The following is a 16,246-nucleotide window of genomic DNA, read 5'->3' as shown; positions in this document are numbered from 1 at the left end:
GGGCCGCAAGCGTGCAGCAAGAGGCTCTAGCCGTTTGCCTCGCCGCGGCGTGGACCCCGGAACGAGTCCGGGGTGACGTAATATTTGGGGCAGCGGTAGCCTACAATGCCGCCCTGAACGCCGCCAGCCCGTGCTCCAGATCGGCGATCAGGTCGCCGGCGTCCTCCAGCCCGATCTGCAGGCGGACCAGCGGCCCGGCATAGTCGCGCGGCGCGGCGGTGCGGATGCGCGCCGGGTCGGCGGGGATGGCGAGGCTCTCGAACCCGCCCCAGCTGTAGCCGATGCCGAACAGGTCGAGGCTGTCGATCAGCGCCGCCCGCGCGCGCTCGTCGCCGCCGTTGAGGACGAACGAGAACAGCCCGCTCGATCCCTTGAAGTCGCGCGCCCAATATTCGTGGCCGGGGCAGGAGGGCAGCGCCGGGTGCAGCACCTGCGCTACCTCGGGCCGCGCCGCGAGCCAGCGCGCGATCTCGAGCGCGCTCGCCTGATGCTGCGCCAGCCGCACCGCCATCGTGCGCAGGCCCCGGCTGCCCAGCCAGCTGTCGTCGGGGGAGGCGACCTGCCCCAATTGGAAGCTCATATCGCGCAACCGCGCGAAATGCCCGGGCGCGGCGGTGACCGAGCCCAGCATCGCGTCGCTATGCCCGACGACGTACTTTGTCGCGGCGAGGATGGTGAGGTCGATGCCCTTCTCGATCGCCGGAAAGAACAGCGGCGTCGCCCAGGTGTTGTCGAGCAGCGTCGTCAGCCCTTGGCGCTTGGCGACCGCGACGATTGCCGGCACGTCCTGCACCTCGAAGGTCAGGCTGCCCGGGCTTTCGAGGAAGATCGCCCTGGTATTCGGGCCGACCAGATCGGCGATGCCGGCACCGATCAGCGGATCGTAGAAGCGCGTCGTGATGCCGAAGCGCTTGAGCAACTGCATCGCCTGCCCGCGGGTGGGGTCGTAGGCGCTGTCGACCAGCAGCAGTTCGTCGCCCGGCGACAGCACCGACAGCAGCGCCGCCGCGATCGCCGCGACGCCCGAAGGGTAGAGGAAGGTCGCCTCCGCCCCCGGCTCGAGGCTCGTCAGCGCGTCGGCGAGGCTCCATTGCGTCGGCGTGCCGCGGCGGCCGTAATAGAGCCGATGGTGCGTGTCGCGCCCGGCATTGGCGCGCAGATCGGCGATGCTGTCGTAGAGGACCGTCGACGCGCGCCATACCGGCGGGTTGACGATCCCCTGCGTCCATTCCGGACGCCGGCCGGCCTGGACGACGCGGGTGGCGTCGCCCAGAACGCGGTCGGTCTTGGTGTCACGCGTCAACGGTTTCCCTGGCTCCCATGGCCTTGGGCGTCGAGCGATCCGCTCCCCATTCCGACCAGCTGCCATCATAGATCGGCATGGCCTTGCCGACCAGATGCGCGCCGAACGCGAGCACCGCGGCGGTGATCCCCGAGCCGCATGTCGCGACCATCGGCCGGTCGAGATCGACGCCGGCGGTGGCGAAGGCCTCGCGCAACGCCTCGCCCTGCTTCCAAGTGCCGTCGGCGTTGAACAGCGTCCCCTGCGGCAGGTTGTGCGAGCCCGGGATATGGCCGGCATGCGTCGCGGGGCGCGGATCGGGCTCCTCGCCGGTGAAGCGCGCGGCCGAGCGGGCGTCGACCACCTGTTCGGCGCCGCTGTCGACATTGGCCTTCATCTGGTCGAGCGTGCGCACGTTCTTGGCATCCGCCCAGACGGTGAAGTGGCGGTGGCGCAATTGCTCCTTGCCGCTCGTCGTCTCGCGGCCCTCGGCCTGCCATTTGGCGAAACCGCCATCGAGGATCGCGACGTCGTGCGCGCCGAAGGTGCGCAGCATCCACCATGCGCGCGCCGCGGTGTGATGCGGCGAATTGTCGTAGAGCACGATGCGGCTGCCGTCGCCGAGGCCCAGGCTCTGCATGCGGCTGGCGAATTTCTCCGCCGACGGCAGCATCATCGGCAGGTCGCTGTCGGTATCGCGCAGATCGCCGAGGTTCATGAACACCGCGCCCGGAATGTGCGCCGCCTCATATTCGGCCGCCGCGTCGCGGGGCGCCTCGCCGGGGAAATTGGCGAAATAGGTGGCATCGACGATCCTGAGATCGCTCGCGCCGAGTTCCCCGGCCAGCCATTCGGTCGTCACCAACGCGTCCATCACTCTCTCCATTCACGTTTGCACGTTTACGCTCGGGCTACGCTGGGGAGGAGTGCCCGGCATCCTCAATAGGCAGATTCGGACTCGTTGTCGAGGCTTTGCAAGAAAATTTCAGATTGATGCCGTGTTTCGTCCTGAGATTGCGCAGATTGCCTGTTCCACGTACGATATGGCATGCGAAGCCGGGGATTGTCGCCCAGCCTGTCCGCGTGCCGCGCCAGGAAATCCCAATAGAGCGCATTGAACGGACACGCGTCCGGTCCGATCCGCTGCTTCACGTCATAGCGGCAATGCCCGCAATAGTCGCTCATCCGATCGATGTACGCGCCCGACGAGATGTACGGTTTCGAACCGAGCAGGCCGCCGTCGCCGAACTGGCTCATGCCGAGCGTATTGGGCAGCTCGACCCATTCATAGGCGTCGATATAGACTTCGAGATACCAGCGATGCACCTCGGCCGGGTCGGCGCCGATCAGCAATGCGAAATTGCCCGTCACCATCAGCCGCTGGATGTGATGCGCGTGCGCCGTCCCGAGCGTCTGGCCGATCGCTTCCTTGAGGCAGTACATGTCGGTGTCGCCGGTCCAGTACCAGCCGGGCAGCTTGCGGTGGTGATCGAGGAAGTTGCGCGTGACGTAGTCCGGCCCTTCGCGCCAGTAGATGCCGCGCATGTACTCCCGCCAGCCGATGATCTGGCGGATATAGCCCTCGACCGAATTGAGCGGGGCACGGCCGGCGCGATATTCCGCCTCAGCGCGGCGGCACAGGTCGAGCGGATCGAGCAGCCCCGAATTGATGTAGGGCGACAGGATCGAATGCCACAGATGGCGCTCGCCGGTCAGCATCGCATCCTCGTAATCGCCGAACTGCGGCAACGCCTTTTCGAAGAAATAGGCCGCCTGCTTCTCGGCGTCCGCCGCGGTCACCGCATAGGCGAAGTCGTCGAGGCTGCCGGGGTGATCCGCGAAGCGCTCGGCGACCAGCGCTAGCACTTGCTCCGTCACCGCATCGGGCGCGAAGGCGTGCGGGCGCGGCATGAACAGGTCGTTCTTGGCCGGCTTGCGATTCTCCTTGTCGAAATTCCAGCGATCCCCGACGGGTTTGGTGCCGTCCATCAGCAGCCCGGTCTTGCGGCGCATGACGCGATAGAAGAACTCCATCGTCAGCTGGTTGCGGTCCTTCGCCCAGGCGTCGAACTCGGCATGGTCGCAGAGGAAGCGGTCGTCGCTGCGGATCTCGACGGGCAGGCCGAACAGCGTCTCCCAGCTGTCGATCATCGCGACGACGCGCCACTCGCCCGCCTCGGTGACGACGATCCGCTCGGGCGCGTGGCGCTGGACGGCGCGGGCGATCTCGCCGGTGAAGCTGCCGCTATTGTCGGGATCGTCGAGGTGGACGTAATCGACGGTCCAGCCCGCCGCCGCCAGCGCCGCGGCGTGGTGGCGCATCGCCGACAGGATATAGGCGATCTTCTGCTTGTGGTGACGGACGTAGGTCGTCTCGTCGCCGACCTCCATCATCAGCACGACCGTGTCGGCGGGATCGGCGTCGCGCAGCGAGGAGAGCGTGGGGGTCAGCTGATCGCCGAGCACCGGAACGAGCGTTTTCATATCGGGGTCGACGTCCTACATGGCGGGGCATGACCCCAAAGCATCTCGGCCAGACCAGCCAGCTGCCCGCTTCTCCCGAAGAGGCGGTGCTCGATTATGTTCCCAACCCGCGCGTCGGCACGACCTATCTGGTGCGGTTCGCGGTGCCCGAATTCACCTCGCTGTGCCCGGTCACCGGCCAGCCCGATTTCGCGCATCTCGTCATCGATTATGCGCCAGGCGAGACGATCGTCGAATCGAAGTCGCTGAAGCTCTTCCTCGGCGCGTTCCGCAACCATGCGGGCTTCCACGAGGATTGCACCGTCGGCATCGGCCAGCGGCTGTTCGACGAGATGCGCCCTCAGTGGCTGCGCATCGGCGGCTATTGGTATCCGCGCGGCGGCATTCCGATCGACGTCTTCTGGCAGTCCGGCCCGCCGCCCGCCGACCTGTGGCTGCCCGATCAGGGCGTGCCACCGTACCGCGGACGCGGTTGATCCAGATCAGCGCATTCGGCCTGGGTGCAGTGCAACAACTCTGCAACCTTTTGATCGATCAGCCGTTCATCGCCCCGCAAGGTTGTGGTTCGTCCACAATGTTGCATCAGCGAGGGAACGGCATGGCAACGACGGCGGCGAGCGGCGACGCGATCAGGCATCTGGCGATGATCGGCAATTTCCTGCCCCGCCAGTGCGGCCTTGCGACCTTCACCACCGATGTGTGGCAGGCGATGCGCGATCGCTTCCCCGACGTCACCGTCGACGTCTATGCGATGGACGACCATCCCGGCCGTTACGCCTATCCCCCCGCGGTGACCGGCAGCATCCCGCAGCACGAGCTGTCCGCCTATCTGGCGACCGCGCGCACGATCGAGGCGAGCGGCGCGCAGGCGATCTGGGTCCAGCACGAATATGGCATCTACGGCGGCCCGGCGGGCGAGCATCTGCTCGCGCTGCTCGATCGCACGACGCTGCCCGTGATCGTGACGCTGCACACCGTGCTCGAAAAGCCCAATGCCGACGAGCGCCGCGTGCTTGAAGGTCTGCTGCGCCGCGCCGCCAAGGTGGTGGTGATGGCCGAGCGCGGCCGCGACATCTTGCGCCGCGTCTATGGCGCCAACCCGCGCCAGATCGCGATGATCCCGCACGGCGTCCCCGACCGCCCGTTCGTCGATCCCGAGACGCTGAAGCCGCGCTTCGGCTGGCAGGGGCGCGACGTCGTCCTGACCTTCGGCCTGCTCGCGCCCGGCAAGGGGATCGAGACGATCATCGAGGCGCTGCCCGCGATCGCCGAGCGTCACCCCAACCTGCTCTACGTCGTGCTCGGCGCGACCCACCCCAATCTCGTCGCGCACGAGGGCGAGGCCTATCGCGACCGGCTGAAGGCGCTCGCCGAGGAACAGGGCGTCGGCGGCAACATCGCCTTCGTCGATGCCTTCCTCGAACATGACGAGCTGATCGACTACCTCCAGGCCGCGGACATCTACGCGACGCCCTATCTCAACCCGGCGCAGATCACCTCGGGCACGCTGTCCTATGCGGTCGGCGTCGGCAAGGCGGTGGTCTCGACACCGTACGTCCATGCGACCGAGATCCTCGCCGACGGCCATGGCGTCTTGGTCGATTTCCGCGACGCCGCCGCCTTCGCGCGCGAGATCGACCGGCTGCTGTCGAGCACCCGCGATCGCACCCGGCTGGCGCAGCGCGCCTACGACCGCGGCCGCACGATGATCTGGCCGCGCCTCGCCGAGGCGGCGCTGCACGAGACCGAGGTCGCCGTCGCCGCCCGCCCTAGGAGGCTGACGCAGGCGCCGCAGGCGATCCGCGCGCTCGCGCCCAATTTCGCCGCGGTCGAGCGGATGAGCGATGCCACCGGCATGCTGCAGCATTCGATCTATTCGGTGCCCGACCGCCGCCACGGCTATTGCATCGACGACAATGCCCGCGCGCTGATGTTCGTCACCGCGATGGACGATATCGATCCGGTCGCGCGCGACAAATGGACGACGATCTACGCATCCTTCGTCCAGTATGCGTGGAACCCCGACGAGCGGCGCTTCCGCAACTTCATGAACTTCGACCGGACGTGGTGCGAGGACGTGGGGTCGGAGGATTCGAACGGCCGCGCGGTCTGGGCGCTGGGCGTCGTCGCGCGCGATGCCCGCGATCCCAAGCACCGCGACTGGGCGCGCGCGATGTTCGACGCAACCGCCAGCTGCGCGCTCGACCTCGGCTCGCTGCGTGCGCAATCGTTCGCGATGCTCGGCGCGGCGGCGATGCTGGAGGCGTCGCCGGGGCATGAGCTCGCGCGCTCGATCCTCGTCCGCTTCCCCGACGATCACCTCGCGCTGCTTGCCGCGGCGCGTCGGCCCGAATGGGAATGGTTCGAGATCGTGCTCGCCTACGACAACGCCCGCCTGCCACAGGCGCTGATCGTCGCCGGCCAGGCGCTGGGCCGCGACGATCTGGTGACCTGCGGGCTGGAGACGCTCGACTGGATCGTCGCCAAGCAGACCTCGCCCGAAGGCCGCTTCCGCGCGGTGGGGACGGAGAGCTTCGGCCGCCCCTATGCCGATCCGCTGCAGTTCGACCAGCAGCCGCTCGAGGCGCAGGCGACCGTCGATGCCTGCATCTCCGCCTGGGACGCGACCGCCGACCCGCGCTGGGTGGCGGAAGCGGAGCGTGCCTATGGCTGGTATCTCGGTCACAACGACCTCGACCTGCCGCTCGCCAGCCCCGCGGACGGCGGCTGTTTCGACGGGCTGATGCCGACCGGGCTCAACCGCAACCAGGGCGCGGAGTCGATTTTGGCGCTGCAACTGGCCAGTTGTGCGATTTCGGGGCTTTCAAAGGCGACCCAAGGCGTGGCAGGGACCTCGCGCGTCGTCGCCTGATCCTTCGGGCGGCGGCGGCGTATACACCGATCGGACGGCGAGGCTGCGAACCGCGATGGACCTGTTCACCCACGGCCTGCGCCTGCACGCCGATCCGTCGCGCGTCGTCGTGCGGCCGTTCCACATCGCCTGGGGCGGAAAGGGCGGCGCGCCCAACCGTACCGAACGGCTGGTCGGCGAAGTGCTCGCCATGTCGAACGGCGAGGCGCGCGAACAGCTGGAGGCGGTGCTCAAGGATTTCGAGGCGCGCCACTGGCAGACGCGCCGCGTGTTCATGACCCGCTACGACGAGATCGCGGAGCTGCTCGGCCTCGACGGCGGTGAGATCGGCGACGAGAAGCGCCAGCTGATCGGCGCCTATTTCTGCCACGAATACAGCTATGCCGCCGCCGCGCTGATGAACCCCAGCGCGGTGCCGCATTTCGACCAGACCGGCATGCCCGAGGGATCGATGCGCATCCTGATGAGCCTGCGTTCGGTGGGGGAGGGGCACATCAGCTCGGTCGCCTTCCGCGAAGGCATCATCACCAGCGCCAACGAACTCAAGCTCGCGCCCGAACCGCCCTTCGCCACCGCGGCGGACGTCGTCGGCGGCGAAGAGGAGATGCCGGCCGGCCCGGTCACCGTCTGGCGCCACCGCGATTCGACGCTGTCGGGCACGGTGATCTTCCCGATCACGCAGGCGCAGTCGAAGGGGCTGGAGGACCTGCGCATCGTCCATTTCCGGCATGAGGACGGCAGTTACGAATGGATCGGCACCTACACCGCCTATAACGGCTCGGTGATTCAGTCCGAACTGATGCGCACGCGCGATTTCCGCAGCTTCGACCTCGTGCCGATGTCGGGGTCCGCGGCGCGCAACAAGGGCATGGGCCTATTCCCGCGCAAGGTCGGCGGCCAGTATATGATGATCGGCCGGCAGGACGGCGAGAACCTGTTCCTGCTCAAGTCGGACCGCCTCGAACATTGGGACGAGGGCGAAAAGATCCTCGCGCCGTTGTATCCATGGGAGCTGGTGCAGATCGGCAATTGCGGCCCGCCGATCGAACTCGACGAAGGCTGGCTGCTGCTGACCCACGGCGTCGGCGCGATGCGCAAATATTCGATCGGCGCGGCGCTGCTCGACAAGGAAGATCCGTCGAAGGTGATCGGCCGCACCCGCGAACCGATCCTCGCCGCGAAGGACCAGGACCGCGAGGGCTACGTCCCCAACGTCGTCTACAGCTGCGGCGCGATCCGCCACGGCGACACGCTGTTCCTGCCGTACGGCATCGCCGACAGTTCGGTCGGCTTTGCCTTCGTCAAGATCACGGAACTGCTCGCCGCGATGGTTTGAGGGGGTGGGACGACGGTCGATGGTGACCCGCGTCGTGAGACGCGTGCCATGGCCACATATCGGTCGTCACCCCGGACTTGTTCCGGGGTCCACGGCGCCGCAGGCCTATCGCTCCAGCATCATTCCGTTCGCCTCGCCGCGGAGTGGACCCCGGAACAAGTCCGGGGTGACGAGGGATGGGGGCAACCGTCATCCAACCCGTTCGTGCTGGGCCTGTCGAAGCACAGATGGGTCTCACGCCCCCGGAGACTATCGCATCAGCCCGCCGAACACCGCCCGTCACGCATCCCCATACCGCCGCCCGACATGCGCCTCCCCCCGCGCCTCGGCGAGCAGCGCCTGCCGATGCCGCTCGGCATAACGCGCGCGATCCTCATCCCCACGCGCAGCGTAACACCGCGGACAACGCACCCCCTCCTCGTACAGTGCCGACGCCCGATCCTCCGGCGACACCGGCATCCGGCACGCCCGGCACAGCGCATGCGTGCCAGGAGCCAGGCCATGCCCCACCGCCACCCGCTCGTCGAAGACGAAGCATTCGCCCTGCCAGCGGCTCGCCTCCGCCGGCACCTCCTCCAGATATTTGAGGACGCCGCCCTTGAGGTGGAAGACGTCCTCGACCCCTTCCGCCTTCAGGAACGCGGTCGCCTTTTCGCAGCGGATGCCGCCGGTGCAGAACATCGCGACGCGCTTGCTGCCGTCGAGCAGCTCTGTGCGATGCTCCCGAAACCACGCCGGAAATTCGCGGAACGTCCGCGTCGCCGGATCGACCGCCCCGGCGAATGTGCCGACCGCCACCTCGTAATCGTTGCGCGTGTCGATCAACACCGTATCGGGATCGGCGATCAGCGCGTTCCACTCGGCAGGTTCGACGTAATGGCCGGTGTCGAGCGGATCGATCGCGGGCTCCCCCATCGTCACGATCTCGCGCTTCAGTCGCACCTTGGTGCGGTGGAACGGCATCGTGTCCGCACGCGCCTCCTTGACGTCGAGCGCGGCACAGCCGGGCAGGCCGCGGATATGCGCCAGCACCGCGTCCATCCCCGCATCCGGCCCGGCGATCGTGCCGTTGATCCCCTCGGGCGCCAGCAGCAGCGTGCCGCGCACGCCGGCCGCCTCGCACGCGCTCAGCAACGGCGCCTGCAACGCGGCGGGATCGGGGAAGGGGGTGAAGCGATAGAGCGCACAAACGCGGATCGGCGGCATCGCCGCGCTGTAGCGCCTCGGACGTGCCCACGCAAAGATCGCGCATGACGTAGGGGGCCGCAGTCCCTATCTCTCGTCCGTGCCAAAACCTAAACCCAAGCCCGGCCTGCCGACGCAGGCGCAGATCCTCGACTTCATCGCGAATTCCGATGTCCCTGCCGGCAAGCGCGAGATCGCCAAGGCGTTCGGCCTCACCGCGCAGGAAAAGATCGCGCTGAAGGCGCTGCTCAAGGACATGGCCGACGAGGGGCTGATCGACAGCGCCCCCGGCCGCGCCTTCCACAAGATGGGTGGCCTGCCCAAGGTCACGGTGCTGCGCATCGCCGATGTCGACGACGGCGGCAACGTCTGGGCGGTGCCCGACCGCTGGGAAGCCGACACGCCCGTGCCGCGGCTGCGCGTGCGCGAACGCAAGCGCGGCGCGCTCGGCATCGGCGAACGCGTCCTCGCGCGCACCGAGGAAGCCGGCAACGGCTGGATCGCGCATCCGATGAAGGTGCTGGCCAAGGCGTCCGAGCAGGTGCTGGGGGTGCTCCGCCGCGACGGGGAGCGCTTCTGGCTGACCGGCGTCGAGAAGAAGGACCGCCGCGAATTCGCCGTCTCCGATACCGGCGGCGCCGAGGCCGGCGACCTCGTGATGGCGGAAATGACCGGCCGGCCGCCGCGCATCACCGTCCGCGTCGTCCAGCGCTTGGGCGACCCGTTCGCGCCGCGCAGCTTCTCGCTGATCGCGATCCATAAGCTCGGCATCCCCGACGTGTTCTCTGGCGACACGCTCGACGAGGCCGAACGCGTGTCGCAGCTGCCTTTGGGGGACGATCGCGAGGACCTCACCCACCTGCCGATCGTCGCGATCGACCCCGCCGACGCGCGCGACCACGACGACGCCGTCTGGGCCGCGCCGCACGAGGACGGCGGCTGGCAGGCGGTCGTCGCGATCGCCGACGTCAGCTTCTACGTCCGCCCGGGGTCGGAGATCGACCGCGAGGCGCGCCGCCGCGGCAATTCGGTCTATTTTCCCGACCGCGTCGTGCCGATGCTGCCCGAAATCCTGTCCGCCGAAGTCTGTTCGCTGAAGGAAGGCGAGGACCGCGCCGCGCTCGTCTGTCACCTGCGCATCGGCAAGAGCGGCACGCTCGACAGCTGGCGCTTCACCCGCGCCCGCGTGCGGATCGCCGCGAACCTCGCGTACGAGGATGCGCAGGCGATTGCCGACACATTCCTCCCCGGCACGGGGAGGGGGACCAGCGAAGCTGGTGGAGGGGGGGCGCCACCAGCGCCACCGCCCGAGGATGCCCCCCTCCACCATCCTGCGGATGGTCCCCCTCCCCGTGCCGGGGAGGAATTGACGGAGACTCTGCGTCACCTCTGGGCCTGCTGGCACGCGCTCGCCAAAGCCCGCAACGCGCGCGAGCCGCTCGACCTCGACCTGCCCGAACGCCGCGTCGTGCTCGACGAGACCGGCCGGATCATGTCGGTCGCGCCGCGCGAGCGGCTCGACGCGCACCGGCTGATCGAGGATTACATGATCGCCGCCAACGTCGCCGCCGCCAAGGCGCTGGAGGCGAAAAAGGCGCCCGTCATGTACCGCGTCCACGAAACACCCAGCCGCGAGAAGCTTGCCGCGCTCAAGGATTATCTCGAGACGTTCGACGTGCCCTTCGCGCTGGGACAGGTGATCCGCCCGGCGACGTTCAACCACGTCCTCACCCGCATCGGCGACGCCGACTTCCGTCCGCAGGTGATGGAGCAGATCCTGCGTACCCAGACGCAGGCCTTTTACGCCCCCGCCAACCACGGCCATTTCGGCCTGTCGCTGGGATCGTACGCGCACTTCACCTCGCCGATCCGCCGCTACGCCGACCTCGTCGTCCACCGCGCGCTGGTCGGCGCGTGCGGGCTGGGGGAGGGTGGCCTAACCAGGGCGGACGCGGAGGCGATGGAGCAGATCGGCACGACGATCAGCGGCCTCGAACGCCGCGCGATGGAGGCGGAGCGCGACACGATCGACCGCTACGTCGCCGCCTTCCTGTCGGAGAAGGTCGGCGAGACGCTGTCGGCGCGGATCACCGGCGTACAGAATTACGGCTTCTTCGCCACGGTCGAGGGGATCGGCGGCGACGGGCTGATGCCCGTTCGCGACCTCGGCGGCGAATATTTCCGGTTCGACGAGGCGGCGCGCAAGCTGGTCGGCGAACAGACCGGCGAGGAATATGCGCTCGGCCAGCGCATCGACCTGCGTCTGGCCGAGGCGAATCCGGTGTCGGGGGTGCTCCGCTTCGAACTGCCCGGCGGCAAGGGTGCGGCGCCGGGCCCGCGCGATCTCGGCAAGGGCCGCAAGGACCGCGTCATCAAGCATCGTGGCCGCCCCGCCAACATCCGCCACAACGGCAAGCGGCGATGACCGGCCGGCTGGAGCGTGTCGAGCGGGGCACGGTGCGCGACCGCTACCTCGTCCACGGCACAATCGCGCCGCGCTTCGTCGAGGCGCATGCGGTGACGCCCGACGATGCCGTCGCCTTCACCCCCGCCGACGCGCGCGAGGCGAAGGCATTCGCTGCGATGATCGCCGACGGATCGATCCGCATGCCGGCGCAGGGGCGGTTCTGGTTCGACATGGACGCCTACGAAGCCGCCGCCGCGGCCCGCCGGGCGAAGCGGGTGCCGGTGATGGTGATCGTGGCGCTGCTGGTCGCGGTCGTCGCGGTGCTGTTCTACCGGGGGTGACGAAGTTCGCGCGGAGACGGCGTCTCTGGCTCTTTTCGTTGCAACCCTTCCGACCGTTCGCCCTGAGCCTGTCGAAGGGCAGGTGAGTCTCAATGTGCTTCGACAGGCTCAGCACGAACGGATTACCCAGGATCATCGCATGCCAGTGAACATGCGAGGCGCTTCGCGCCGGGCGCGACACCTTCGCGTCTTTGCGTCTTCGCGCCCCCTCACTTAACGCCGCATCAACCCCTCCCGCCCTAAGCCTCTTTCTCATGGGAAAGGAGGCGCGGCCATGATCGACAATCTCTCGCTGGCGCTCACCCATGGGCTGATGCTGCTCGCCGCGTGGCTGCTGCTCAAGCGCACCGATCTCGACTCCGAACGCCCGCCGCCGCGCCACTGGGGTGCGCGCAAGGGCCCGCCGGAGCCGCCGCCCGGTGCGTGACCTCGTTTTCGTCGCCTTCCTCGCCGCGTTTTTTGGGATGGGCTTCCGGCGCCCGTTCCTGCTGGTGCTCGCCTATGTCTATATCGACATCGTCTCGCCGCAGCGGCTGACCTACCTCCTGCTTAACGCGGTGCCGATCTCGCTGATCGCGGTGGCGCTCGCGGTCGGCGGCTGGCTGCTGATGGACGACAAGGCGGACAGCCGCTTTTCGCCCCGACAGGGTCTCATCATCGCGCTGCTCCTCTATTGCTGGGGCACGACGATGGGCGCCGATTTCCCGCTCGATGCGAAGGACAAATGGGACTGGGTGTGGAAATGCCTCGCCTTCGCCGCCTTCCTGCCGCTTACCCTGCGCACCAAGCTCAGGATCGAAGCGCTGCTGCTGTTCATGATCCTGTCGGCGGGCACGATCATCATCGTCGGCGGGATCAAGACCGCGGCGGGCGGCGGCGGCTATGGCCAGCTCGACCTGATGGTGAACAACAATTCGGGGCTGTACGAAGGCTCGACCATCTCCACCGTCGCGATCGCGATCGTGCCGCTGATCGCGTGGTTCATGCGCTGGGGCACGATCTTCCCGCCCGACTGGAAGGTGAAGGGCTTCTGCCTGTGCCTGATCTTCGCCTGCCTGCTGATCCCGATCGGCACGTCGACGCGCACCGGCACGCTCTGCACCGTGCTCGTCGTGCTGCTGTCGCTGCGTAACGCCAAGCGCAAGGTCCTGTACGTCTCGCTGATCGCCGCCGCGGGCCTCGTCGCGATCCCGTTCCTGCCGGCGAGCTTCACCGACCGGATGAGCACGATCAAGAGCCACGACGCCGACGAATCCGCCTCGACGCGGCTCGCGGTGTGGCAATGGACGATGGATTACGCCAAGGCGCACCCCTTCGGCGGCGGGTTCGAGGCGTATCGCGGCAACCACATCCGCTATGCGATCAAGAAGACCGTCGGCGCCGACGGCAGCGTCGGTCCCGCCCCCGCGATCACCGACCAGGCGGTGATCGACAAGGCGCGCGGCTATCACAGCGCCTATTTCGAGATGCTCGGCGAACAGGGCTATATGGGCCTCGCCCTGTGGCTGGCGATCAGCCTGATCGGCCTGTTCCGCATGGAGGTGCTGCGCCGCCGCTACCGCGATCCCGACGGCGAGTTCGGCTGGGCGGGACCGCTCGCGGCGGCGCTGCAGACCGCGCACCTCGTCTACCTGCTCGGCGCGGCGTTCATCGCGATCGCGTTCCAGCCCTTCGTCTACATGCTGATCGGCGCGCAGATCGGGCTGGATTCGTATCTCGCGCGCAGGCGGTCGGAGACGGCGAAGGCGCCGATGCGCGCGCCGCGGGGGCAGGCGGTGGCGGTGTGACGTCAGGTGGCCACCGCACATCCTCCGTCACCCCGGACTCGTTCCGGGGTCCATCGTCCCGCGTCACTAGCGACCGATGGGCGCGCTGCCCGGTGGATGCCGGAACGAGTCCGGCATGACGGGGGAGGGGGGACGAGCGTCGCGCGCCGCCACCGGCGAACTCCGCGCGCTCACCGCTGATCGGCGCGCAGATCGGACTGGATTGGTATCTGGCGCGGCGGCGGTCGGAAACCGCGACGGCGCCGATGCGCGCGCTGCGGGGGCAAGCGGTGGCGGTGTGAGGTCAGGTGGCCGCCACACATCCTCCGTCACCCCGGACGTGTTCCGGGGTCCACTGTGCCGTGTCACCAGCGACCGATGGGCGCGCTGCCCGGTGGATGCCGGAACGAGTCCGGTATGACGGGGGAGGGGAGGCAAGCGTCGCACGCCACCACCGGCGAACTCCGCGCGCTCACCAGCGTCCGCGGGATCGCGGCGTGGCTGGTCGTCCTCTACCATATCCGCGGCAGCATCGCCGGCCTGCCCACCGCGGCAGAAGCGCTGTTCGCCAAGGGCTATCTCGCGGTCGACTTCTTCTTCCTGCTGTCAGGGTTCGTCATCTGGCTGGCCTGGCACGAACGCCTGCGCGACCCGGCCGCGATTCCGCGCTTCCTGCAAAAGCGGATCGCTCGCATCTGGCCGTTGCACGCCGTCATGCTCGCCGCCGCGGTCGCGCTAGCGCTGCTGCTCCGCGCCACCGGCCGCGACGATCCCGCCTTCCCCTTCGCCGAACTGCCGCTGCATGCGCTGCTCGTCCAGAACTGGGGCTTCACCCGCGACCTCCGCTGGAACGACCCCGCCTGGTCGATCAGCTGCGAACTCGCCGCCTATCTGCTCGTGCCCTTGCTCGTCCTCGCGATCGACTGGCGCCGCCTGCCGACCGCGCTGCTCGTCGCCGGCGCCGCCGCGATCCTGTTTGCGCTCCACATCGCGATGAACGGCGCGCCCATGCTCGGCGCCGACATCCCGCGCTATGGCCTGATCCGCTGCTGCGCCGAATTCGCCACCGGCACGATCCTCGCCGCGCTGTTCCTGCGCCGCCCGCCGGTCGCCGCGCCAGTGGTGCTCGCGGTCCTCGCCATCGTCGGCTGGACGCTCGGCATGCCCGAGACGCTCGCCGCCCCCGTCACCTTCGCCGCCACGCTGCTCGCGCTCGCCCGCACCGCCGGCGCCACGCACCACCCGCTCGAAGGCCGCACGCTCCATTATCTCGGTGAGATCAGCTACGCGACCTATCTGTCGCACTTCCTGCTGTGGAAGGCGTTCAAGCTCGCGCTCGTCCATGACGCCGCGGTATCGTCGGCGCTGGTGGCGCTCTACCTCGCATTGGTGCTGGCGGCATCGGTCCTGCTCTACCACCGTGTCGAGCGCCCGGCACAGGCATGGCTCAACCGCCGCCCCGCCGCCCGCCCGCACACGCTCCCCGCCGAATAGCGCCACGGGAACACACCCCGCCGCCCGCGCATTTCCCTGTCCTTGCACCAAGGGAGAAAGGCGTGGCCGCGCGACTGGTCTATTGCGACGATTCGAAACCGGGCATCACCCGCAAGAAGGTACGCAACGGCTGGGCCTATTACCGCGCCGACGGCGACCGCATCACCGACCGCGACGAGATCGACCGCCTCAACGCCGTCGGCCTGCCGCCCGCCTATCGCGACGCCTGGTTCTGCCCGAAGGCCAACGGCCATATCCAGGCGATCGGCTGGGACGAGAAGGGCCGCAAGCAATACCGCTATCACGCCGACTTCCGCGAGGCGCAGGAGGCGGCGAAGTATGAGAAATGCGCCGATTTCGGCCATTGCCTGCCCAAGATCCGCGCCCGCGTCGCCGACGATCTCGCCTCGCGCGGCCTCGCCAAGGATCGCGCGATCGCCGCGGTCGTCCGCCTGCTCGACATCGGCCATATCCGCGTCGGCAACGAAGCCTATGCGGAGGCGAACCAGAGCTACGGCGCGACCACGCTACGCAAGCGCCACGGCAGCGTGCGCGGCAACACGCTCAAGCTGCGCTACAAGGGCAAATCGGGCAAGACGCGCGACCTCACCATCACCGACAAGCGCCTCGCCGCGACGGTGAAGAAGATGCAGGACCTCGACGACCAGCACCTCTTCGCCTGGGTCGACGATGACGGCGAGGCGCATCCCGTCACCTCGTCCGACGTCAACGATTACATCAAGCGCGCGACCGGCAGCGATTTCACCGCCAAGCATTTCCGCACCTGGGGCGCCAGCGTCACTGCGTTCGAGGCGCTGGCGGGGGCGCAGGCCGACCTCAGCCTCAAGGCGCTGCTCGAACCCGTCGTCGAACGGCTCGGCAACACGCCGGCGATCGCGCGCAAGAGCTACGTCCACCCCGCGCTGATCGCCTTGGTCAAGAAGGGGCAGGGCGCCTTCCGCAAGGCGCTGCGCCTGCCGCGCTCCGCCCGCTACCTCAGCCGCGAGGAACGCGGCCTGATCGCCTTCCTCGAAGCCGGCACGCCCGCATCGCTTCCCGCGATGAAGGTCGCCGCCTGA

Annotated in this window: 13 protein-coding genes; 9 read left to right on the top strand and 4 right to left on the bottom strand. The window is 68.4% G+C overall.

Annotated features, from left to right (window positions below):
• Window positions 1-100: 100 nt before the first annotated feature.
• The 3 genes from metC to M9979_RS09630 all read right to left on the bottom strand — a co-directional run bounded on the left by metC (window position 101) and on the right by M9979_RS09630 (window position 3,766).
• The gene (metC, locus tag M9979_RS09640; RefSeq protein WP_254289148.1) at window positions 101-1,303 is read right to left on the bottom strand and encodes a cystathionine beta-lyase; all 1,203 of its coding nucleotides are present in this window, start codon (window positions 1,301-1,303) and stop codon (window positions 101-103) included.
• Window positions 1,293-2,156 carry a 3-mercaptopyruvate sulfurtransferase gene (gene sseA, locus M9979_RS09635; protein ID WP_254289147.1) on the bottom strand — a complete coding sequence of 288 codons (864 nt, stop codon included), beginning with the start codon at window positions 2,154-2,156 and terminating at the stop codon, window positions 1,293-1,295. Before sseA ends, metC begins: the two co-directional genes overlap by 11 nt.
• A gap of 65 nt (window positions 2,157-2,221) precedes the next feature.
• Window positions 2,222-3,766, bottom strand: a complete 1,545-nt coding sequence (locus M9979_RS09630) for a cryptochrome/photolyase family protein (protein WP_254289146.1) — start codon at window positions 3,764-3,766, stop codon at window positions 2,222-2,224.
• Between the two features lie 29 nt (window positions 3,767-3,795).
• Between M9979_RS09630 and queF the strand changes: the two genes are divergently transcribed.
• From queF to M9979_RS09615, 3 genes are all read left to right on the top strand, one after another.
• Window positions 3,796-4,242 (top strand): preQ(1) synthase, encoded by a 447-nt coding sequence (queF, locus tag M9979_RS09625; RefSeq protein WP_254289145.1) that lies wholly within the window; start codon window positions 3,796-3,798, stop codon window positions 4,240-4,242.
• Window positions 4,243-4,364: 122 nt separating this feature from the next.
• Window positions 4,365-6,638, top strand: coding sequence for a glycosyltransferase family 4 protein (locus M9979_RS09620; protein ID WP_254289144.1), 2,274 nt, complete (start codon window positions 4,365-4,367; stop codon window positions 6,636-6,638).
• A 55-nt stretch (window positions 6,639-6,693) separates the two neighbouring features.
• The gene (locus M9979_RS09615) at window positions 6,694-7,974 is read left to right on the top strand and encodes a glycoside hydrolase family 130 protein (RefSeq protein ID WP_254289143.1); all 1,281 of its coding nucleotides are present in this window, start codon (window positions 6,694-6,696) and stop codon (window positions 7,972-7,974) included.
• Window positions 7,975-8,253: 279 nt separating this feature from the next.
• Here M9979_RS09615 and trhO read toward each other — a convergent pair whose 3' ends face one another.
• The gene (trhO, locus tag M9979_RS09610) at window positions 8,254-9,180 is read right to left on the bottom strand and encodes an oxygen-dependent tRNA uridine(34) hydroxylase TrhO (protein ID WP_254289142.1); all 927 of its coding nucleotides are present in this window, start codon (window positions 9,178-9,180) and stop codon (window positions 8,254-8,256) included.
• Window positions 9,181-9,259: 79 nt separating this feature from the next.
• Here trhO and M9979_RS09605 point away from each other — a divergent pair, with 79 nt between their 5' ends.
• From M9979_RS09605 to M9979_RS09580, 6 genes are all read left to right on the top strand, one after another.
• Complete coding sequence (locus M9979_RS09605) at window positions 9,260-11,584, top strand: ribonuclease R family protein (protein WP_254289141.1); 2,325 nt, start codon at window positions 9,260-9,262, stop codon at window positions 11,582-11,584.
• A complete protein-coding gene (locus tag M9979_RS09600; protein WP_254289140.1) occupies window positions 11,581-11,907 on the top strand; it encodes a hypothetical protein in 327 nt (108 codons plus the stop codon). The genes M9979_RS09605 and M9979_RS09600 overlap by 4 nt, the downstream gene beginning before the upstream one ends.
• 274 nt (window positions 11,908-12,181) lie before the next feature.
• Window positions 12,182-12,334 carry a hypothetical protein gene (locus tag M9979_RS09595; RefSeq protein WP_254289139.1) on the top strand — a complete coding sequence of 51 codons (153 nt, stop codon included), beginning with the start codon at window positions 12,182-12,184 and terminating at the stop codon, window positions 12,332-12,334.
• Window positions 12,327-13,694, top strand: coding sequence for a DUF5935 domain-containing protein (locus M9979_RS09590; RefSeq protein WP_254289138.1), 1,368 nt, complete (start codon window positions 12,327-12,329; stop codon window positions 13,692-13,694). Before M9979_RS09595 ends, M9979_RS09590 begins: the two co-directional genes overlap by 8 nt.
• A 396-nt stretch (window positions 13,695-14,090) precedes the next feature.
• Window positions 14,091-15,167, top strand: coding sequence for an acyltransferase family protein (locus M9979_RS09585; RefSeq protein ID WP_254289137.1), 1,077 nt, complete (start codon window positions 14,091-14,093; stop codon window positions 15,165-15,167).
• A gap of 62 nt (window positions 15,168-15,229) precedes the next feature.
• Window positions 15,230-16,246, top strand: coding sequence for a DNA topoisomerase IB (locus tag M9979_RS09580; RefSeq protein WP_254289136.1), 1,017 nt, complete (start codon window positions 15,230-15,232; stop codon window positions 16,244-16,246).

It is taken from the genome of Sphingomonas liriopis (genome assembly GCF_024211255.1).
Taxonomy (GTDB): domain Bacteria; phylum Pseudomonadota; class Alphaproteobacteria; order Sphingomonadales; family Sphingomonadaceae; genus Sphingomonas; species Sphingomonas liriopis.
Note: the sequence above shows the minus strand (reverse complement) of the source record. Positions and strands in the feature narration are given on the sequence as shown.